This window comes from Hymenobacter algoricola (assembly GCF_039539525.1).
In the GTDB taxonomy this organism is placed as follows: domain Bacteria; phylum Bacteroidota; class Bacteroidia; order Cytophagales; family Hymenobacteraceae; genus Hymenobacter; species Hymenobacter algoricola.
The window spans coordinates 25790-45333 of sequence record NZ_BAABDH010000109.1 but is presented as its reverse complement, the minus strand read 5'-3'; the positions used below and the strand labels follow the sequence as shown (position 1 = coordinate 45333).

The 19544-nt window shown below is 63.0% G+C and carries 14 protein-coding genes and 1 tRNA gene; 9 read left to right on the top strand and 6 right to left on the bottom strand.

Translation table 11 applies throughout. The features are described 5' to 3' along the window. Nucleotides 1-52: 52 nt before the first annotated feature. Nucleotides 53-1462, bottom strand: a complete 1410-nt coding sequence (locus tag ABD842_RS18315; RefSeq protein ID WP_345117113.1) for an FAD-binding oxidoreductase — start codon at nucleotides 1460-1462, stop codon at nucleotides 53-55. A gap of 42 nt (nucleotides 1463-1504) precedes the next feature. Between ABD842_RS18315 and ABD842_RS18310 the strand changes: the two genes are divergently transcribed. The 4 genes from ABD842_RS18310 (at nucleotide 1505) to ABD842_RS18295 (ending at nucleotide 6909) form a co-directional block, all read left to right on the top strand. Continuing rightward, nucleotides 1505-2164: a C40 family peptidase gene (locus ABD842_RS18310; protein ID WP_345117111.1), complete on the top strand. Its 660-nt coding sequence runs from the start codon at nucleotides 1505-1507 to the stop codon at nucleotides 2162-2164. Between the two features lie 185 nt (nucleotides 2165-2349). Further along, complete coding sequence (locus ABD842_RS18305; protein WP_345117109.1) at nucleotides 2350-5592, top strand: TonB-dependent receptor; 3243 nt, start codon at nucleotides 2350-2352, stop codon at nucleotides 5590-5592. A gap of 37 nt (nucleotides 5593-5629) precedes the next feature. Beyond that, the gene (locus ABD842_RS18300; protein WP_345117108.1) at nucleotides 5630-6505 is read left to right on the top strand and encodes a hypothetical protein; all 876 of its coding nucleotides are present in this window, start codon (nucleotides 5630-5632) and stop codon (nucleotides 6503-6505) included. 327 nt (nucleotides 6506-6832) lie between these two features. Further along, nucleotides 6833-6909 (top strand) — tRNA-Ala (locus ABD842_RS18295). Between the two features lie 134 nt (nucleotides 6910-7043). On the opposite strand, the gene cysK is transcribed toward ABD842_RS18295, so the two are convergent. Beyond that, on the bottom strand, nucleotides 7044-7964 hold the full coding sequence (gene cysK, locus ABD842_RS18290; RefSeq protein ID WP_345117106.1) for a cysteine synthase A: 921 nt from the start codon (nucleotides 7962-7964) through the stop codon (nucleotides 7044-7046). 51 nt (nucleotides 7965-8015) lie between these two features. Beyond that, nucleotides 8016-8843 (bottom strand): serine O-acetyltransferase, encoded by an 828-nt coding sequence (locus ABD842_RS18285; protein WP_345117104.1) that lies wholly within the window; start codon nucleotides 8841-8843, stop codon nucleotides 8016-8018. A 200-nt stretch (nucleotides 8844-9043) separates the two neighbouring features. Between ABD842_RS18285 and ABD842_RS18280 the strand changes: the two genes are divergently transcribed. Further along, the gene (locus tag ABD842_RS18280) at nucleotides 9044-9385 is read left to right on the top strand and encodes a cupin domain-containing protein (RefSeq protein WP_345117102.1); all 342 of its coding nucleotides are present in this window, start codon (nucleotides 9044-9046) and stop codon (nucleotides 9383-9385) included. An 87-nt stretch (nucleotides 9386-9472) separates the two neighbouring features. Here ABD842_RS18280 and ABD842_RS18275 read toward each other — a convergent pair whose 3' ends face one another. The 3 genes from ABD842_RS18275 to ABD842_RS18265 form a co-directional block, all read right to left on the bottom strand. Next, nucleotides 9473-11455 (bottom strand): peptidylprolyl isomerase, encoded by a 1983-nt coding sequence (locus ABD842_RS18275; RefSeq protein WP_345117100.1) that lies wholly within the window; start codon nucleotides 11453-11455, stop codon nucleotides 9473-9475. Between the two features lie 150 nt (nucleotides 11456-11605). After that, complete coding sequence (locus tag ABD842_RS18270; RefSeq protein WP_345117098.1) at nucleotides 11606-12658, bottom strand: MJ1255/VC2487 family glycosyltransferase; 1053 nt, start codon at nucleotides 12656-12658, stop codon at nucleotides 11606-11608. Further along, the gene (locus ABD842_RS18265) at nucleotides 12655-12999 is read right to left on the bottom strand and encodes a DUF7957 family protein (RefSeq protein ID WP_345117097.1); all 345 of its coding nucleotides are present in this window, start codon (nucleotides 12997-12999) and stop codon (nucleotides 12655-12657) included. The genes ABD842_RS18270 and ABD842_RS18265 overlap by 4 nt, the downstream gene beginning before the upstream one ends. A gap of 248 nt (nucleotides 13000-13247) precedes the next feature. Here ABD842_RS18265 and ABD842_RS18260 point away from each other — a divergent pair, with 248 nt between their 5' ends. The 4 genes from ABD842_RS18260 to ABD842_RS18245 all read left to right on the top strand — a co-directional run bounded on the left by ABD842_RS18260 (nucleotide 13248) and on the right by ABD842_RS18245 (nucleotide 19535). After that, nucleotides 13248-14174 (top strand): hypothetical protein, encoded by a 927-nt coding sequence (locus ABD842_RS18260; protein WP_345117095.1) that lies wholly within the window; start codon nucleotides 13248-13250, stop codon nucleotides 14172-14174. A 215-nt stretch (nucleotides 14175-14389) separates the two neighbouring features. Next, entirely contained in the window at nucleotides 14390-15829 is a 1440-nt protein-coding gene (locus ABD842_RS18255) for an FAD binding domain-containing protein (RefSeq protein ID WP_345117093.1), read from the top strand. 189 nt (nucleotides 15830-16018) lie between these two features. Further along, complete coding sequence (locus ABD842_RS18250; RefSeq protein WP_345117091.1) at nucleotides 16019-18316, top strand: xanthine dehydrogenase molybdopterin binding subunit; 2298 nt, start codon at nucleotides 16019-16021, stop codon at nucleotides 18314-18316. A gap of 241 nt (nucleotides 18317-18557) precedes the next feature. After that, nucleotides 18558-19535, top strand: coding sequence for an XdhC family protein (locus ABD842_RS18245; RefSeq protein ID WP_345117089.1), 978 nt, complete (start codon nucleotides 18558-18560; stop codon nucleotides 19533-19535). The last annotated feature ends 9 nt before the right edge of the window (nucleotides 19536-19544 follow it).

Below are 19544 nucleotides of genomic sequence, written 5' to 3'. Positions count from 1 at the left end.
CGCCTTCGAAATTAGTTGCATCCGAAAAACCCGCTCGAATCCGGGGTTCAGATCAGAAGATCTTGCCCGGGTTCATGATGCCGTGGGGGTCGAACACGCCCTTGATGCCGCGCATCAGATTCAGGTTGGTTTCCTGCAGGGCAATGCCGATGTAGCCCTTCTGCACCAGCCCGATGCCGTGCTCCCCGCTGATGGTGCCGCCGAGCCGGACGCACAGCTCGAATATCTCCGTTATCGGCTGGCGCAGGCCTACGTCCCACATCTCGTCGTCCAGGTCGCCGCGGATGATGTTTACGTGCAGGTTGCCGTCGCCGGCGTGGCCGTAGCACACGCTCTTGAAGCCGTAGCGTGCCCCGATTTCCTTTACGCCTTTCAGCAGCGTGGGCAGCTCGGCCCGGGGCACCACGGTATCCTCCTCCTTGTACACCGAATTATAGCGCACCGAGTTGCCGATGTTGCGGCGGATTTTCCAGAGCTCGTCTTTCTGCGTGGCATTGTCGGCCAGCAGGATTTCGCCTACGTCGTACTTCTCCAGTACCCCGTACACCTGCTCGGCTTCCTTGTAGAGCTCATCGAGGTCCTGCCCGTCGAGCTCGATGAGCAGGTGGGCCCGGATGTCCTCGGGCAGCGTGAGCGGAATTTTCAGGTAGTCCGACGACCAGGCAATGGCCTCGCGCTCCATAAATTCCATGCCCGACGGGATAATACCCGCCCGGAACACCGCCGACACGGCCTCGGCAGCCTGCTCTACCTGGCGGAAGGGCACCAGCATCAGAATATTATGCTGCGGGTACGGCAACAGCCGGAATACCACCTGGGTGATGATGCCCAGCGTACCTTCCGAGCCCACCATGAGCTGGGTGAGATTGTAGCCGGTGGAGTTTTTGAGGGTGTTGGCCGCCGTCCAGATGATTTCGCCGGTGGGCAGCACCACCTGCAGGTTCAGCACGTAGTCGCGGGTGGTGCCGTACTTCACGGCTTTGGGGCCGCCGCTGCTGTGGGCCAGGTTGCCGCCCAGAAAGCAGCTGCCCTTGCTGGCCGGGTCGGGCGGATAAAACAGGCCCACCTCCTTCACCGCGTTCTGAAACACCTCGTTTATCACGCCCGGCTCCACCGTGGCCTGCAGGTTGCGCTCATCAATCTGGATGATCCGGTTGAGCCGCTCGGTGCTCAGCACCACGCCGTGGTGAATGGGCAGCGCGCCCCCGCTCAGCCCCGTGCCGGCCCCGCGCGCCGTGACGGGCACGTGGTTTTCGTGGCAGAGGCGCACAATCCGGCTGATCTGCTCGGCGTCGGCCGGGCGCAGCACTACCTCCGGGGCAAAGTGCAGGTCTTCGGTATGGTCGCGGCCGTAGTCGGCGTAGGCGGCGGCTTCGGTGCGCTGTGCCGTCAGCACATACTCCACGCCGACAATGTGTTCGAAGGCAAGAACCAGTTCGGGACTCAGGGCTTGGAAATCCATATATAGCGGGTCAGAATGTGCGGGGTCTGTATCTTTGCCCCGATGCGGGAACACAAAACAAAGGTACGGCATTCGGGGCAGTGGGGCCAGTGGCTTGCGCTGCTGCTGCTGGGCATGCTGCTGGTGCTGGGCGGCTGCGGCGGCTCCAAAAAGCTTAACCAGCGCAACGGGCGCTACTACTCGGCCCGCGACATGGCCCGCATGAAGGCCGCAGAGCGTCGTCGCGGCGGCAGCAAGGTCAAATCCAAGGCCTCCCTGCCCGCGGGCAAGTCCAAAATTGTGGTGAAGCGCCGCTCCGGCCCGGCCACTATTCGCAAGGACCTGGCCACCGTGATTCAGACGGCCCGCTCCTTTCAGGGCACTCCTTACCGGTACGGGGGCACCACCCGCCTGGGCATGGACTGCTCGGGCCTGCTCTTCAATTCCTTTGCCGCTATCAACGTGCAGATTCCGCGTTCCTCGAACGAGCAGGCTGCCTGGGGAGCCCCGGTAAAACCGCAGGATCTGCAAGCCGGAGATTTGGTATTTTTTGGTGCTTCACCTGGTAGCAACACCATCACGCACGTGGGCATGGTGACGGAAGCCAGTCCGGAAGGAGTGCAGTTCATCCACTCTTCCAGCTCGTTAGGCGTGGTAGAGAACAGCCTGGAGAGTGACTATTATTTGAGCCGCTTTATCAAAGCGGTACGGCCCGTACTATGAATTTCCCTATTACCTTTGCGGCACGAAACGCACGTAATGGGCGGCAGTTTGTGAATAGTAACGATTCGGTAATGAGCGTCCCCGAACTCGTCTTTAGTTTTGTGGCGCTTAGCCGTAAGCACCCTCTTTTCTCACCATTTTTCCCCTTTATGAAACACTTACGTTTACGCCATTTCTTGCTGCTGATGCTGACTCTGCTGTCGGCACAGGTAGCGTGGAGCCAGGGCGCAACCACTTCGGCTATGAACGGTGTCATCACCGACAAAGCAGGAGCCGGTTTGCCCGGAGCCACGGTGATTGCCGTGCATACGCCAACGAATACGCAGTATGTAGCCCCGACCAACTCGGAAGGCCGTTTCAACATTCAGAACATGCGCGTGGGCGGCCCTTATACGGTGCGTATCACGTTTATCGGGTACAAGGATGCCGCCCGGGATGGCATCTTTCTGACGCTGGGCCAGAACCTGCGCCTGGATATCAACCTGAACGAAGCCACGACCGAGCTGGCCGGCGTCACGGTGCAGGGCAAGCAGGACCCCACGCTGAACTCGCAGCGCAACGGCGCCGCCACCAACATTCAGCGGGAGCAAATCGAGCGTCTGCCGTCGATTTCGCGGAGCTTCCAGGACTTCACCCGCCTCACGCCCCAGGCCAACGGCAACTCGCTGTCGGGCCGGAACGGCCGTTTCAACAACATCCAGATTGACGGTGCCTCCAACAATGACCTGTTCGGTCTAGGTGGCAGCGGCGCCCCCGGCGGACAGGCCGGCACCAACCCGATTTCGCTGGACGCCATCCAGGAATTCCAGGTGGTCCTTTCTCCTTACGATGTGCGCCAGGGCCGCTTCAGCGGCGGTGGCATCAACGCCGTAACCCGCTCGGGTACCAACGACTTCTCGGGCTCGGCCTTCGTCTATGGCCGTAACCAGAACACGGCCGGCAAAAGCCCAACGGCTGACCCGGTAACCGGGCAGCGCACCAAGCTGGCTGAATTCTACGACTTTCAAACCGGCTTCCGCCTCGGCGGTCCGATCATTAAGGACAAGCTGTTCTTCTTCGTAAACGGCGAGGTTACCCGCCGCAGCGCTCCGCTGTTGTTCCGCGCGGCTAACACATTGCCTGGTGGTGGCAACGAAACCGGCTCCGACGTGGTAAGCTTCGTCAACAACGACCAGCTGAAGCAGATTTCGGACCATCTGGCCACCTTCGGCTACGATGCCGGTGAGTACGGCGCCATCAATGCCGAAACCCGCAGCAACAAGGCCTTCGCGCGTCTGGACTGGAACATCAACCCCGACCACCAGCTCACCCTGCGCCACAACTTCGTGGACGCTTCCGACGACAACATCTCCCGGAGCGCCACCAGCTTCCGCTTTGGCAACAACGCGTACCAGTTCCTGAGCCAGACCAACTCGACGGTAGCGGAATTGAAAAGCCGCTTCGGCAACCGCTTCGCCAACAACCTGCTGTTCGGCTACTCGCGCATCCGCGACAGCCGCACCACCAAAGGGGCGCTGTTTCCGGCCGTCACCATCAACTTCGGTTCCGGTACGGTAGCCGCGGGCTCCGACTTCAGCTCGACCCGGAACCGCCTGAACCAGGACGTGCTCGAAATCACGGATAACTTCAACGTATTCGCCGGTAAGCACGTGCTGACCTTCGGTACCAACAACGAAATCTTCCGCTTCGACAACCTGTTCGTGCAGCGCACCGAAGGCAGCTACTCCTACCCTTCTCTGCAGGCTTTCCTGGATAACGTACCGAACGCTGCCGCTTCCGGCGGCGCCAACTTCCGCTATCAGCAGAACTTCGCGCTGCCCGGCGGCAAGCCTACTTCCAAGTTTGGCGCGGCGCAGTTTGGCGTGTATGCCCAGGATGAATTCAACGTGACGGACAACTTCCGCTTCACCACGGGTGTGCGCCTCGACATGCCGGTGTACTTCGACAAGCCGTCGTACAACTACAAGGTTGACTCGACGTTTGCCGTAGCCAACGCCCAGACCGATGCCTATGACGTGCGGACCGACCGGTTGCCGAAGAGCCGCATCCAGATCTCGCCCCGGATCGGTTTCAACTGGGACGTGAAGAAAGACCAGACCTTCCAGATCCGCGGGGGTGTGGGCGTGTTCACCGGCCGGCCGGCTTACGTGTGGATCGCCAACCAGTACGCCGGCACGGGCGTCGACTTTGCCAACTACGACAGCCAGACGGCCGGCACCAACGTACCAACCGGTGGCAGCTTTGCCCTGACCCCGGACTACACTACCCTGCAGAACGCCGTGCGTAACCTGCCCGCCCGGGCCGTTCGAGGCGTGGTAGCCGTGACGTCGAAAGACTTCAAGAACCCGCAGCTGGTGCGGACCAACTTCGCCGTGGACTACCGCCTGCCCCTGGGCATCGTAGCCACCGTAGAAGGCATCTATTCCAAGACCCTGAACGACGTGCTGCCCCAGGACATCAACCTGATAAACCCTACGGGCGTACTGCAGGGTGATGGCCGGCCGGTGTATCCGACGGGCGCGGCCCGCTACCGCAACAGCCGCGACTTCAACAGCGTGTTTCTGCTGACTAACACCAGCAAAGGCTACCAGTACAGCGTAACGGGTGAGCTGAAAAAGCAGCTGGACAACGGCTTCTTCGCTTCGACGGCCTACACCTACGGCCAGTCGCGCGACCTGTACTCCGGCACCAGCTCCACGGCCCAGTCGATCTGGGAGTTCAACCCGCACATCTCGGGTCCGAACAACCTGCCCCTGTCCTACTCTAACTTCGACCTGCGTCACCGCGTCATTGCGGCCTTCTCGTACCGGAAAGAGTATGCCAAGCACTTTGCCACCACCATCTCGGCCTTTTATAACGGTCAGTCGGGCACGCCCTTCTCGTACACCTCCACCGGCGGCGACCTGAACGGCGACGGCGGCAGCTTCAACGGCAACTCGAACGACCTGATTTACATCCCGCGCAGCCAGAGCGAAATTGTGCTGGTAACGGATGGCGTCAATGATCGTCGCTCGATTGACCAGGTTTGGAGCGAGCTGAACTCGTTCATCGAGAATGACTCTTACATGAAGGATCACCGCGGCGAGTACATGGTTCGCAACGCGGCCCGCACTCCCTTCCAGCACCGCGTCGACGTACGCTTGCTGCAGGACATCTACACGACGGTCGGCACCAAAGCCCACACTATCCAGCTGTCGGTTGACGTCATCAACTTCGGCAACCTGCTCAGCAGCGAGTGGGGTCGCGACTACTCGGTATCGAACCAGAACTTCGGTCTGCTGCGTTACCAGGGTCTCGAGAACGGCACCACGGGCCGTCCGACTTTCAGCTTCGGCTCGGGCACGACGCCCTCGCCTACCACGGGCTACCAGATCAACCAGCTGGCCTCGCGGTGGCAGGCCCAGTTCGGTGTTCGCTACTTGTTTTAACCGGTAGTCCTACCCCGTTACCTTCATTCCGAATCCCATGAAATTTTCCTCCTCTTCTTATTTGACCAAGCTGGCGCTGGCTGGTTCCGTAGCGGCCACGCTGGCCAGCTGCGACGAGCCTACTCTGCCCGAGCCCAAGCCGGTAACTGCCTCCACAGTGGGTACGGCAACTGTTCGTATTGTAAACGCCGCTCCGGGTACTACTGGCACTTCGTTTACTATTGATGCCCTTACCGCAGGAGCGACATTGCCTTACCTGGCTACTACGACCGTACCTAACATTCTGGCCGGTCAACGTTTACTCCTCTTCTCGGAGCCCACTAATATTCCAGCGACGCCAACTGCCGCTATAGCGGCCGGAGTTGCTCCTCTTACTGTGGCTCGGCCCCTCGCTCTGCGTTCTTCCTTCTCAGGGAATACCAGCTACACTGTATTCCTAACAGATCAGCCAACCCGAGCATATGTGTACCCGGTGACTGCAACCTCAGATCAGGGTGGTATTCGCAGTGTTACACTAACTGATAACCTGACTTCGACTGCTAATCGGGCTAGAATCCGCTTCATCAATCTGTCACCGAGTTTCACCTCAGGTGCCGACAGTTTGGGTCTTTACAATACAGTCACGAACCGCTTTCAGTATCGTCCAATTGGTCGTACTTACCGTTCGACATCGTATACGGTGCCTAATTCCAACCCTGCTCGCACAACCAACTTTGCTACGTTCAACGAGGTTACGCCGGGTGCTTATACATTCGATGTTCGCCGTGGCCTTGTAGGTGGTACCAACAACCTCAAAGTGGAATTTACTCCGCAGGCACTCACCTTAGAGGCGGGTAAAAGCTATACGATTTACACCAGCGGTTTGCGTGGCAGCACTACTACCCCACTCGCCATTTCGGTAGTCAATCACTAGTACCAGATGTTTGGTTTCTGTTTTTCAAAAGGGGCCGGAGAGATTCTTCGGCCCCTTTTTTATTGCTCTCCGCCAGACTCTACCTGCTTGGTTGGGTTTCCCAACTGCGTACCGGATGGGTCCAGCACGGAGGAAATCAATCAAATTATTTTACTTAGGCCTGACTATTTATATTCTTTTCTAAACCAATAGCTTACCTCTGAAAATTGTGCTTTTCAGCTAAACAGGCTGCTTTATTTTAGGTATTTCTGATATGCAGCCTTGCAAAATCGAAAACCTGCAGTACTTTTGCATCACCAAACGCAACCGGCGGATGGTACAACAAACGGGGGATTAGCTCAGCTGGCTAGAGCGCTTGCATGGCATGCAAGAGGTCATCGGTTCGACTCCGATATTCTCCACCAAAAAGGCCCGACCATTTATTTGGCCGGGCCTTTTTTCTTGTCCCGCTGCTCAGCCGCCAGCAAAAAAGGCGCTTCCTTATCGGAAGTGCCTTTTTGCTTGTTCAGCCTGGGGTGCGGACAAGCAGACGCGGGGATCAGACGAATAGCCCGTCGACGGATAGGTACCGCTCGCCGGTATCGTAGCAGAAGGTGAGCACGCGGCTGCCCTGGGGCATGTCGGGCAGCTTCTTGGCGATGGCGGCCAGCGACGCGCCGGATGACACGCCCACGAACAGGCCTTCCTCGCGGGCGGCCCGCCGCGCCATATCGTAGGCTTCCTGCTGATTGACCTGGATGGTTCCGTCCAGAATAGCGGTGTGCAGGTTAGCGGGAATAAAGCCGGCGCCGATGCCCTGAATCGGGTGCGGGCCGGGCGTGCCCCCACTGATGACGGGCGACAGCTCGGGCTCCACGGCAAAGGTCAGCATACCGGGAAAGTGCGGCTTGAGCACTTCCGTCACGGCCGTGATGTGGCCGCCGGTGCCCACGCCGGTAATGTGAAAGTCGAAGCCTTCGGGCGCGTCGTGCAGAATCTCCTGGGCCGTGGATTCGACGTGGGCCCGGATGTTGGCGGGATTCTCAAACTGCATGGGCAGCCAGGCCCCGGGCGTGTTGCGCACGATTTCGTGGGCTCTTTCGATGGCGCCCTTCATGCCTTTCTCCCGGGGCGTCAGCTCCAGGTTGGCCCCGTAGGCGGCCATCAGGCGGCGGCGCTCAATGGACATCGACTCGGGCATCACCAGCGTAATCTGGTAGCCCTTCACCGCCGCCACCATCGCCAGGCCCACGCCGGTGTTGCCGGAGGTGGGTTCCACAATCAGGCTGTCGGGCGTCAGCAGGCCGTCCTGCTCGGCCTGCTCAATCATGGCCAGGGCAATGCGGTCCTTGATGCTGCCGCCGGGGTTGGCGCGCTCCAGCTTCACCCATACTTCCACGTCGGGGCGCTGGGCAAACAGGCGGTTCAGGCGCAGCAAAGGCGTGTTGCCAATGGTATCGAGAATGGTGTTGGCTTTCATAGGGCAGGAGGTAAAGTAGAAGTACCGCCGCGCGGCGCTGGCGGACCTTTTTTAGATGGAAAAAACAATATCAGCCGTGGGATCTTCGGTGCGGGTCACGTGGATCTGGGCGCGGTGGTAGACGCGGGAGTGCGACGGCACGCTTTCGGTAAGCCACACGTTGCCCCCGATGATGCTGCGGCTGCCCACTACCGTGCTGCCCCCCAGGATGGTGGCCCCGGCATAAATTACCACGTGGTCTTCGATGGTGGGGTGGCGCTTCATGTTGGCCATGTGCTTGGCCACACTCAGCGCCCCCAGCGTGACGCCCTGAAACACCTGCACGTGGGCCCCGATAACGGCCGTTTCACCGATGACGATGCCCGTGCCGTGGTCGATGCAGAACGAGGGGCCGATGCGGGCGCCGGGGTGAATGTCGACGCCGGTCTGGGCGTGGGCGTACTCGCTGAGCAGGCGCGGCACCCGCGGCACCCGCAGCTGCCCCAGCGCGTGCGCCAGCCGGTGCATGGCAATGGCGTAGAACCCCGGATAGGTGCTGATGACTTCCGCCAGCCCCTGCGCCGCCGGGTCGGCCGCGACGATGGCGGCGGCATCCCGCAGCAGCGACTCGCGCAGCAGCGGCAGTCCTTCCAGGCAGGTTACGGCGACGGTGGCGGCCGGCGCCGGCGGCAGCACGGCGTGCAGCAGCGTGGTCAGCTTGCTTTGCAGCTGGCCCAGCTCCGCTTCGACGGCATCGGGGCTGCTGAGCGGACGGGTGGCGCGCTCCGGAAACAGCAGCTGCAGCACCTGATCGGCGAGCTGGCAGAAGGCGGGGCCGGGCAGCGGGGCCGCCGCCTGCTGGTGAGCCTGGGCCAGCGCATGAATGAAAGCGACTTGCATGAGCGGGGAGACGGAGTAAGCCGCGGCGAAAGTCCGACCGGGAGCCGGCAAGATAGCAGCCACAGCGTATCCAGCAACCAGCGGGCCGTCGGAAGGTTTGGCATCCTCCCGGCGCACAACCACCGACGGCCACCCTGCGTTAGGAAGACCCGGCCCGCGTGGGCCGACGCTCCACTTCCCCACCTAAAACACCACTTCCCATGGCTGATACCACCATCACCAAAGTAGATTCCAAGCATTCGCCCAAAGGCAAGGACGGCGAGAAATACCTGGCCTCCGGCATTCACGTGGCCATGCGCATGTGGGAAAACGAGCAGCCCGGCGAAGCGAAAGAGGCTGCCACCCGCCCTTACGAAACTGTGGGCTACGTGCTCAGCGGCCGCGCCGAGCTGCACATCGAAGGCCAGATGGTGCTGCTGGAGCCCGGCAACTCGTGGGTGGTGCCCAAAAACGCCTCGCACACCTATAAAATACTGGACACTTTCAGCGCCGTAGAAGCCACCTCACCGCCGGCCCAGGTGCACGGCCGCGAGGAAGCCTAGGCTTTCCTGCTAAGCTAAAAAGCCCAGCTCTCCCCCGGGAGCTGGGCTTTTTGCGAAAAACAGGTCAGGCCGGCCGCGGAAGAACGTCTAGCGCGCCAGCTCGATGGAGTTTATCCGGTCCCCGATTTCCAGGCGGCTTACCACGTCCATACCGGCCACGACCTGCGCGAAGATGGTGTAGCGGCCATCGAGGTGGGGCGTGGGGGCGTGGGTAATAAACCACTGGCAGCTTTCGGTGTCTTTGCCCGCCGAGGCCAGGCCTACGGCTCCTTCCCCGTAGTGCAGATCAGCAAATTCGGAGCGTAGGTTATAGTCGGAGCTGCCCCAGCCGTCGCCGCGGGGGCAGCCGCCCTGGGCCACGAAGTTGGGCACCACGCGGTGAAAGTTCTTGCCATTGTAAAACCCCTGCTGCACCAGCGTCACGAAGCTGGCAACGGAGCCCGGCGCTTCCTCCACCAGCAGCCGGAAGGTAACGTCGCCCTTGCCGGTGTGGATAATGGCGCGCTGCCCGACGGGAATACCCTGCACAAAGGGCCAGTCGATGGGGTGCGACGCTGCTTTGGCCACCGGAAACGGAGCCGTGGGAATGCTTTCCAGGAAGTCGATGGTCTGCTGCAACGACTGCCAGGCTTCCAGGTCGCGGGGCAGCAGCAGCTTGTCGCGGGCCTGGCGCAGAAACACCGTGTTGGCAAACAGGCGGCGCAGGTCCAGCTTGGGGTTGCGCATGGCCTCGGCCGCAATGCCCAGCAGCGCTACGTCGCCGGTACCGATGGCGCGCTGCAGCAGCAGGGCAAAGGCGGGCTGCTGCGGCTCCGGAAACGCCGGGTGGCTGCGCATCGCCACCAGTGCCTCCAGCCCGTAGGTGCCGACGACAACCGGCTGGCCCGCCACGAACGTGGCCTGGCTCACAAACTCGTACGCGGCCGGGTCTTCACCCAGGGCTTTGAGCAGGTAGCCTTTCTCATAGGGGTCGGCAGTAGCGGAGTAGCGCTCCTGCACGGCCGTGCGAATGGCCTCCTGCTGGGCTCCTCCCTGCCTGAGGGCCGCGGCCAACAGCGTTGCCCGCACCCGCCAGGCGCTAAGCTTATTGGCTTTTTCCAGCAGGCTGGCCCCCGGCTCGCCTTTGGCGCTGGCCAGAAAAAACTCGGCAGCCGTCAGGGCCACCTGCTCGTTGGCATCGGCCAGGGCATCCCAGGCCGCTTCTTTCACCGGGGCATACTGCCCGGCCGTCATGGCCCGCAGGGCACTGAGGCGCACCCGGTAGTCGGGGTCGCGGCGGGTGAGGGCGGCCAGGGCGGCCGGTACCGCTGCCGCCTGCGAGGCTTTGCCCAATGAGGCCGCCACGGAGCTGCGCACGGCGTAGCTGGGGTCGTTCTGCGCCACGCCAATCAGGGTAGGCGCGTAGGAAGTCAGGTTCAGCCCCCGGGTGCGGGCCAGCGTGTTGGCAGCGGCGAGGCGGGCGCCGTACGGGTTGCTTTTGCCCAGCAGCTGCACGGTGCGGGCCACGGCGGCTTCCGAAGTCAGGCCGCGCAGACCAGCGCGGTACAGCCCCCAGGCCTGCCCGACCAGCGCGGCGGTGTCGGCGGCCAGGCTGGGGGGCAGCTTGGCCAGCGCGGACAGTCCGCCGCGGGAAGTGCATTTGCCCAGGGCCTCCAGCACGTAGCGGCGGTTGGCGGCATCAGGCTCGGTGGTAAGGCGCTGGCGCAGGGCGGCTTCGGCCGTGGAGTCGGCAGTCTGCCCCAGGGCGTAGGCGGCGGCGCGGCGCACTGTCGGGTCCGCGTCGGTGAGGTGGGCGCTGAGGGCGGCAGTGGCTTTTTTGTCCTGCACCGAGGCAAAGGCCAGGGCGGCTTCGCGGCGGTACTGCCCCTCGGGCCGCTCCAGAAACGGCAGCAGCGCCGCGGTAGCCCGCTCATCCTGGGCCGTGGCAATCTGCCGCAGCACGGAGTCGGTAAACTTGTTGGCCACGGGCGCCGCCGCCGGAGGGCGCGTTACGCAGGAAGAAAGGCCGGAACTCAGGCAGCCCGCCGCGACGAGGGCAAAGGCAAAACGGGAACGTACGGGTTGGCTCATATGGGTGAGCCAAGATACTGATTGATTCCGTGGCGTGGTTGCCGGTTGTATGAGGGCAACCGGCCCGAACGGTTCGGCACGCCGCCGGGCCCTTATCGCGTCTTATGCCATCCGGAATCAGGCCCCCGTAACGGGCAATCCGTTACGGCCTCAGACGGCGGCCAGCGCCTTTTCCAGCTCGGCAAACAGCACGTCGTTGCCCTGCTGGGCGTAGCTGCCCAGCGCCTTTTCGAAACCGCTCAGGTCGTAGAGAAACGCTTTGAGGCTGTCGGCGGTGATGGCGTCGAAATGACGGCCGTAGCCGAGCTTTTCCACTTGAGCGGCATTGAGAAACTGCTCGAACTGGGCCGGAATCGGGATGGCGCAGATGGGCTTATGCAGGTATACGGCCTCACTGATCAGCGAGAATCCGCCGTTGGTGACCACGGCGCGGGCACTGGCCAGGTCGTCGATGAAGCCCTGCTCGCTGAAGGCGCGCAGCTGCACGTTGCCGTGGTTTTCCTCCTTGTTGAAGCCATATACCCGAAATTCCTGCCCCGGCAGACTTTGCAGCAGCGGCACCAGGTCCTTCTGGGTGGTAGCCGACTGGTACACGAGCACGTGCGCCCCCGTGGTGGGCCGGGCGGCCTGGATTTCGGGCCGGATGATGGGTGGCACCAGCGTAGTGTCGGCGTGGGTGAGGGGCAGCGGGAAAAACGTGGTGATGAGGTAGTGCCGGCTGCGCGGCAGCTTGGCCCGCACAATCTGCCGGGCCAGGCTCAGGTTGCCCCGCTCCTGCCGCGGTACGGCCACATCCAGCGCCGCCCGGCTGATGATCTGCATGTTGTCGATGCTGATAACGGGCAGACGGCGCCACTTGGCGAAGAAGTAGCTGAACGACTCGAAGTCGGAGATGACCAGGTCGGGCGGAAAGTCGCAGAGCAGCTCGCGGTACTTGGCGAAGTTAATGCGCAGGTTCTCGGGCGCCGTGCGCAGCGTGAGGGCCGCCGTGCGCGACTTCGACACGGTCAGGTTTTTATAGGCCAGGTGAAAGCCGCGGATTTCGTGCACCCGGCCCGGGAAGGCGGCGGCCAGCAGCTGGTAGGCCCGGGCGCTGCTGACCACGCACACGTTGTGCCCCTGGCTGAGCAGGTAGCCAATAATTACCTTGCTGCGCGTCGCGTGGCCCAGCCCTTCGCCGGGCACTCCGTAGAGAATATTCATTTGGTCCAGACTTTCTGCAACACCTTCCCGTTGGCCGGGTCGAGCTGCACGGCCCAGCCAATCCAGTTGCTGGCCCAGAGCTGCCCGTCGGCTATCCACAGGTCCCGGTATGGGTTGTCAACGGCGCCGGACACGGACTGCAGCACCTCGGCCTTCCAGCGCAGCTCCCCGGTAGGGGAAATGGCCGTCACGTTGTTGTTGTTGTACAGGATGCCGAGCGGCGACTCTTCCAGCAGCAGGTACAGCGCGTCGAACGGCAGCAGCCGCGTAATGTGGTAGCGGGCCTGGTAGAGCACGGCTCCGGCGTCGTCGATAACCTTGTTTCGTTCGCTACTGATCATGAAGAGAGTGGATAGGCCGGCATGCACCTGCAAGTAACAGAAAACCCCGAATACCCCTCCGACGGACCGGATTGGCCGGAGCCGCAGCCCGCTCCAACAACAACCGGCTGACTACAAATAACTTCCCGCCAGCCCGGACTAACGAGCGGGTCCGTTTCGTTTGGGGAGCGTACTTTCGGCTTGGTTTTGGCAATTGCGCCGCGGAACTTTTCCTCCTCTCCCCACCCTTTCTTCCCGCTTTTCCGCTGATGACACGGCTTTCCTCCCTCCGCCGCGTGCTGGTGCTGCCGGCCCTGGCCACTCTGCTCACGACCAGCTGCATGGCCCCGCGCGGCATTACCAGCACCGGCAAAGTCACCCCGCACGGCGAGTTCCGGGTGGGCGGCAACCAGTCGTTCAACATCCCGACCGAAACCATCGACAAAACCGGGGCCGTGGTCAAGGAAGCCGCCGACCAGCTCGTCAGCCAGGAAAAAGTGGAGTACAGCGACCTGGTCGACAAGCTGCAGGTAGCGGCCCTGGCCTATGTCATCGACCCGGTGCAGCCTGCCGCCGACCTGTACCTGCGCTACGGGGTTATTGACCGGCTCGACGTGGGCTACAAGTACGCTTTCGGCTCGCACGTTTTCGACGCCATGTACCAGTTTATGGGTCCGACCGGTACGCCCGAGCGGCCCGGCGGCGCGGCCGGTGCGCTGTATGGCAGCGTGGGGCTCCAGTATGCCACCCAGCGGGCCAAGCTGCCCAGCATCCCCTACCTCGACAACATCAACAGCCTGCTGCGCTTCGAGGCCAACCGCCGCGACCTGATCGTGCCGCTGGTGTTCAGCAAGTCGTTTGGACCGGAAGAGGAAATCGGGGCCGTGTCGTTCGGGGCCGTGTATACCCACACCTTCCTGCGCTACGGCTTCGACCCGCGCAACATCTACAAGTCGGGCTCGGCCACCGAGCTGCTGCCGTCTCTGCCCGAGCAGAAGCGGGACTTCTCGTCCTACGGCGCTTTCGCCAACGTGAAGATCGGCTACCGCTACGCCTACGTCATTCCGGCTTTTGCCCTGTATTACCAGAACTATGGCACCTACCAGCTGCTCAACAACCAGACGGCTAAGCTCAAGGGATTTACCTTCATTCCTTCCATCGGCCTGCAGTTCCGCATTCCTAAGTTCACCAAATAAGGGAGTTGCGACTCCGCCCGGCCCGGCTATCTTGCCCAGATGGCTGGGCTTTTTTTGTCCTGGCCGCCCCTGCTACCGGCGGCCAACGGCCGCGACGACGGGTTATAGATGCCACCGGCAGCGGCCAGGCCGGGTCCGGGCAGCCGGCGGGCGGTCCGGACCAATGTTACTTTTTTGTTAACTTGAACCCTCTGCCCTGAATTTCCCTGCTCCGCATGCTTCACTTTTACCTCAATAGCCAGCGCATCCGCACCGACCAGCCGGCGGGCAGTACCCTGCTCGACTTCGTGCGCTACCAGCAGCACCTGACCGGCACCAAAATCGGCTGCCGCGAGGGCGACTGCGGCGCCTGCACCGTGCTGGTCGGCGAGCTGCAGCCCGATGGGGCCACCATCCGCTACCAGTCGATGACGTCCTGCCTCACGCCGCTGGGCAATGCCCAGGGCAAGCACATCGTGACGGTGGAAGGCATCAATGCCGCTGCGGGTACGCTCACGCCGGTGCAGCAGGCCATTGTGCAGGAAGGCGGCTCGCAGTGCGGCTTCTGCACCGTGGGCTTCGTGATGTCGCTCACCGGGCACGCGCTGAGCCACAAGCCGGCCACGCCCGAAAGCGGCCTGGCGGCCATCGACGGCAACATCTGCCGCTGTACGGGCTACAAATCCCTGGAGCGGGCCACGGCGCTGCTGACGGAGCAGCTGGCCGCCCGCCCCGCCGAAAACGTAGTGCACTGGCTGAGCGAGCAGCAGTTTGTGCCCGCGTATTTCCAAGGTATTCCCGCCCAGCTGCAGGCTTTGCAGGCCGAATTGCAGTCAAACGAGACCAAAAACCAAAAACCAATAGCGAATCATCAAATCCTGGGCGGCGGCACCGACCTGCTGGTACAGCGCCCCGAGCACGTGCGGGCCGTGCCCGTGGAGCTGGTGTACGACCAGGCCCACCTGCGCGGCATCCGGCAGGCAGCCGACGGCCGGGTGGTGCTGGGCGCCGCCGCTACCGCCGAAAACCTGCGCGACTCGCCGCTGATGAACCAGCTGTTTCCGCGCCTGCCCGCTCACCTCAAGCTGGTATCGAGCACCCCGATCCGCAACATGGGCACCGTGGCCGGCAACTTCGTCAACGCCTCCCCCATCGGCGATTTGACCATCTTTTTCCTGGCCCTCGACGCCCGCATCACGCTGGAAACCGCCGCCCGCCAGCGCCGGGACCTGCCCCTGCGGGAGCTCTACCGGGGCTACAAAACCCTCACCAAGGAAGCCGACGAGCAGCTGGTCGAAATCAGCTTCGCGGCCCCGCAGCCCACTGATTTCTTCAGCTTCGAAAAGGTCAGCAAGCGCACTCACCTCGACATTGCCAGCGTGAACTCGGCGGCCTGGCTGCGCGCGGAAAATGGCTTTATTCAGGAGGCCCGCCTCTCGGCTGGTGGCGTGGGGCCCATTCCGCTGTTGCTGGCCCGCACCTCGGCTTTCCTGACCGGTAAGGAAGTCAGTGCCGCCACGCTGGCGGCGGCCAACGAGGTGATGCAGGCCGAAATTAGCCCGATCAGCGACGCCCGCGGCACGGCCGACTATAAGCGGCTTTTGCTGCGGCAGCTGCTGTTTGCCCACTTCCTGCAGTTTTTCCCCGAACGGCTTTCCCTGCGGGAGCTGGTGTAAGCAGCAGACTATAGAACAGAACGTCATGCTGAGCGAAGTCGAAGCATCTCGCGTGCTGTCACTGGGTTACTAATCCGACGTCAGCACGCGAGATTCCTCGGCTCGCTCGGAATGACGGTCAAATTTTGAAGTAATAGGAAAAAGTGTTTCTGCCTGACAGCTCACTTTTCTTTTCCGAATTCCCCTCCCATGAATCACCTCGACCCGGTGCGCCACGTGCGCGGCGAATCCCAGTACGTAGACGACATTCCGACCCAGCGGGGCACGCTGTACGCGGCCGTGTTTGAGTCGCCGCTGGCCCACGGCAAGCTGCTGAGCCTCGATTTTTCGGCTGCCTTGGAGCAGCCCGGCGTGGTGCGCATCCTTACCGCAGCTGATATTCCGGGCGAAAATCAGATTGGCGGCATCGTGCCCGATGAGCCGCTGCTGGCCGAGGGGCACGTCCACTTCCGCGGGCAGCCCGTGGCCCTGGTGCTGGCCGAGTCAGAGCACCAGGCCCAGGCCGCGCTGGCGTTTATCAAGGTCGAAATCGAGCCGCGGCCCATCCTTACCGACCCGCGGGTGGCCGCGGCCCAGGGCGAGCTGATCGTGCCGCCCCGCACTTTCCGTCTCGGCGACTCGGCCGCGGCCTGGAGCCAGTGCGCCCACGTGTTTGAGGGCGTGGCCGAGTCGGGCGGGCAGGAGCATCTGTACATCGAAACCCAGGGCGCCTACGCCTACCCTACTGAAATGGGCGGCGTACGGATTATTTCCTCGACCCAGGGCCCCACGGCCGTGCAGCGCCACACGGCCCACGTGCTGGGCATCGGCATGCACCAGATTGAGGTCGACGTGACGCGCCTGGGCGGGGGCTTCGGCGGCAAGGAAGACCAGGCCACCACCTGGGGGGCGCTGGCCGCGCTGGGCGCCTACGTGGTGCGCCGGCCCGTGAAGCTGGTGCTGGACCGCATGGCCGACATGCGCATGACCGGCAAGCGCCACCCCTACTCCTCCGACTTCCGCATCGGCCTCGACGCCGACCTGCGCATCGTGGCCTACGAAGTCACCTTCTACCAGAATGCCGGGGCCGCCGCCGACCTGTCGCCGGCCGTGCTGGAACGGACGCTGTTTCACGCCACCAACACGTATTTCATCCCGAACGTGACGGCCACGGCCTACAGCTGCCGCACGAATCTGCCGCCGAACACCGCCTTCCGGGGCTTCGGCGGGCCCCAGGGCATGTTTGTGATGGAGTCGGCCATTGTGAAGGCGGCCGAGGCGTTGGGCGTACCGGCCAGCACGATTCAGCGGCGCAACCTGCTGCGCGAAAACGACCTGTTCTCGTACCGGCAGCCGGCCGAAATGTGCAACGCCGAGCTCAGCTGGGACACGGCCGACCGGATCTACGACCTGGAGCAAAGCCGGGCCGCTATTGCCGCTTTCAACGCCGGGAACGAGCAGTTCAAGAAAGGGCTGTCGGTGATGCCCATCTGCTTCGGCATTTCCTTCACCAAGACGCCCATGAACCAGGCCCGCGCGCTGGTGCACATCTACACCGACGGCACGGTGGGCGTGAGCACCGGCGCGGTGGAAATGGGCCAGGGCGTGAACACCAAGATTGCCCAGGTGGCGGCCCGGACGCTGGGCATCTCGCCCAACCGCATCAAGGTGGAAAGCACCAATACTACCCGCGTGGCCAACACCTCCCCTTCCGCCGCCAGCGCCACCGCCGACCTGAACGGCAAAGCCACCCAAATGGCCTGCGAGGTGCTGCGCGAACGGCTGCTGCAGCACGCCTGCAACGAGTACACGCTCAACTACGAAGGGCTGGAAATAACCAACGAGCAGGTGCTGGCCGCCGGCGTACCCGCCGACACGATCTGGGAAAAGCTGGTGTCGTCGGCGTACTGGAAGCGCGTGAACCTGACCGAAAACGCCCACTACGCCACCCCCGACCTGCACTTCGACCCCACCACCAACCAGGGCTACCCCTTCGCCTACCACGTGTACGGCACGGCCTACACCACCGTGACAGTCGACTGCCTGCGCGGCACCTACGCCTTCGACGCGGTGCAGATTGTGCACGACTTCGGGGAGAGCATGAACCCGGCCATCGACCAGGGCCAGATTGAGGGCGGCGCAGTGCAGGGCATCGGCTGGATGACGCTGGAAGAGCTGATCTACAACGAAGAAGGCCGCCTGCTGACCAACTCGCTGAATAGCTACAAAATCCCGGATCTGTACTCAGTACCCCGGCACATGCCCGTGCACTTTCTGGATACGCCGGGTCATCCGCGGGCCATTCTGCGCTCCAAAGCCGTGGGCGAGCCGCCGCTGATGTACGGCATCGGGGCCTACTTTGCCGTGCGCGACGCCATCCGCGCCTTCCGCCCCGGCCACGAAATAGATTTCTCGGCCCCGATTACCCCGGAGAAGGTGCTGCTGAACCTGTACCCAAGTGCCGTGCCCGCGCCGGTAGCGCCGGTAGTGGTTTCGGCGGAGGCGTAAGCTGCAACGCGAAGTTCTACCTCGCGAGACGTCCGCGCCGCTAAGAAGCCCCTAGCACGGTGTAGAGACGCATACTTGCGTCTCGTCGGCCGCGCCGTAGCAACGATTGTTGTTCAACGACGAGACGCAAACAGGCGTCTCTACACTGTTTCGGAGGCCTGGAAACGAACTCAAACTACTTTTAACAACTCCTGTCGTCCAACGCCTCGCGAAGTAAAACTTCGCGTTACCACTTTTCCCCGTGCAACAACCTTCCCAATCCCGGCCCCGCGACCTGCTGGTGTGGCAGCATGCGGCGGCCCATATGCGGGCCGGCCGGCCGGTGACGCTGCTGTGCGTACTCAGCAGCCACGGCAGCAGTCCGGGCCGGCAGGGCTTCAAGATGAGCGTGGCCGCCGACGATTCGGCCGGCTCCATCGGGGGCGGTATCATGGAGCACAAGTTCGTGGATCTGGCCCGGGCCCGGCGGCGCGAGGCGAATCCGGCCCTCGTGCTGCGGCCCCAGATTCACCGCCGCGAAGCCCCCACCGACCGGTCCGGCATGATCTGTTCCGGCGAACAGGTCGTGCTGCTGTTTCCGCTGCAGCCCACCGACCAGCCGGCCGTGGAAGCCTGCGTCAGGGCTCTGGAACAGCTTTCGGCAGCTTATTTTACTTTGTCGGCGGCGGGCCTGCGGGTACAGCCGGCGCCGGCGAACCTGCCCAGCTTCGCCTACCACGCCGGCACCGACTGGCACTACGCCGAGCGGCTCGGCTTCCGCGACCAGGTGACGATTGTGGGCGGCGGGCACGTGGCGCTGGCGTTGTCGCGGGTGCTGGCCACGCTGGACTTTGAGCTGACGGTCCTCGACGACCGGCCCGGGCTGAACACGCTGGCGCTAAACTCTTACGCCCACCACAAGCGCACGGTGCCCTACGAAACCCTGGCCCGGGAAATTCCGGAAGGCCCCCATCAGTTCATCGTCATCATGACCTTCGGCTACCGGCCCGACGAAGTAGCCCTGCGCCAGCTGTTGGCTCATCGGGTGAAATACCTGGGGTTGATGGGCAGCAAGGCCAAGATTGCCGAGCTGCTGGGCTCTTTGCGCGCTTCCGGCTGCACGGCCGAGGACCTGGCCCGCGTGCACGCGCCCATCGGCGTGCCCATTCAGAGCCGTACACCGGAAGAAATAGCCATCAGCGTGGCCGCCGAGCTGATTCGGGTGCGCAACGCGCAATAGCTACGGCAG

What these genes read in the sequence shown, in the direction of transcription:
- ABD842_RS18250 (WP_345117091.1), top strand. Translation starts at nt 16,019, where the DNA reads ATGAATCACCTCGACCCGGTGCGCCACGTGCGCGGCGAATCCCAGTAC.
- ABD842_RS18255 (WP_345117093.1), top strand. Translation starts at nt 14,390, where the DNA reads ATGCTTCACTTTTACCTCAATAGCCAGCGCATCCGCACCGACCAGCCG.
- ABD842_RS18265 (WP_345117097.1), bottom strand. Translation starts at nt 12,999, where the DNA reads ATGATCAGTAGCGAACGAAACAAGGTTATCGACGACGCCGGAGCCGTG.
- ABD842_RS18315 (WP_345117113.1), bottom strand. Translation starts at nt 1,462, where the DNA reads ATGGATTTCCAAGCCCTGAGTCCCGAACTGGTTCTTGCCTTCGAACAC.
- cysK (WP_345117106.1), bottom strand. Translation starts at nt 7,964, where the DNA reads ATGAAAGCCAACACCATTCTCGATACCATTGGCAACACGCCTTTGCTG.
- ABD842_RS18280 (WP_345117102.1), top strand. Translation starts at nt 9,044, where the DNA reads ATGGCTGATACCACCATCACCAAAGTAGATTCCAAGCATTCGCCCAAA.
- ABD842_RS18275 (WP_345117100.1), bottom strand. Translation starts at nt 11,455, where the DNA reads ATGAGCCAACCCGTACGTTCCCGTTTTGCCTTTGCCCTCGTCGCGGCG.
- ABD842_RS18285 (WP_345117104.1), bottom strand. Translation starts at nt 8,843, where the DNA reads ATGCAAGTCGCTTTCATTCATGCGCTGGCCCAGGCTCACCAGCAGGCG.
- ABD842_RS18270 (WP_345117098.1), bottom strand. Translation starts at nt 12,658, where the DNA reads ATGAATATTCTCTACGGAGTGCCCGGCGAAGGGCTGGGCCACGCGACG.
- ABD842_RS18260 (WP_345117095.1), top strand. Translation starts at nt 13,248, where the DNA reads ATGACACGGCTTTCCTCCCTCCGCCGCGTGCTGGTGCTGCCGGCCCTG.
- ABD842_RS18300 (WP_345117108.1), top strand. Translation starts at nt 5,630, where the DNA reads ATGAAATTTTCCTCCTCTTCTTATTTGACCAAGCTGGCGCTGGCTGGT.
- ABD842_RS18305 (WP_345117109.1), top strand. Translation starts at nt 2,350, where the DNA reads ATGCTGACTCTGCTGTCGGCACAGGTAGCGTGGAGCCAGGGCGCAACC.
- ABD842_RS18310 (WP_345117111.1), top strand. Translation starts at nt 1,505, where the DNA reads ATGCGGGAACACAAAACAAAGGTACGGCATTCGGGGCAGTGGGGCCAG.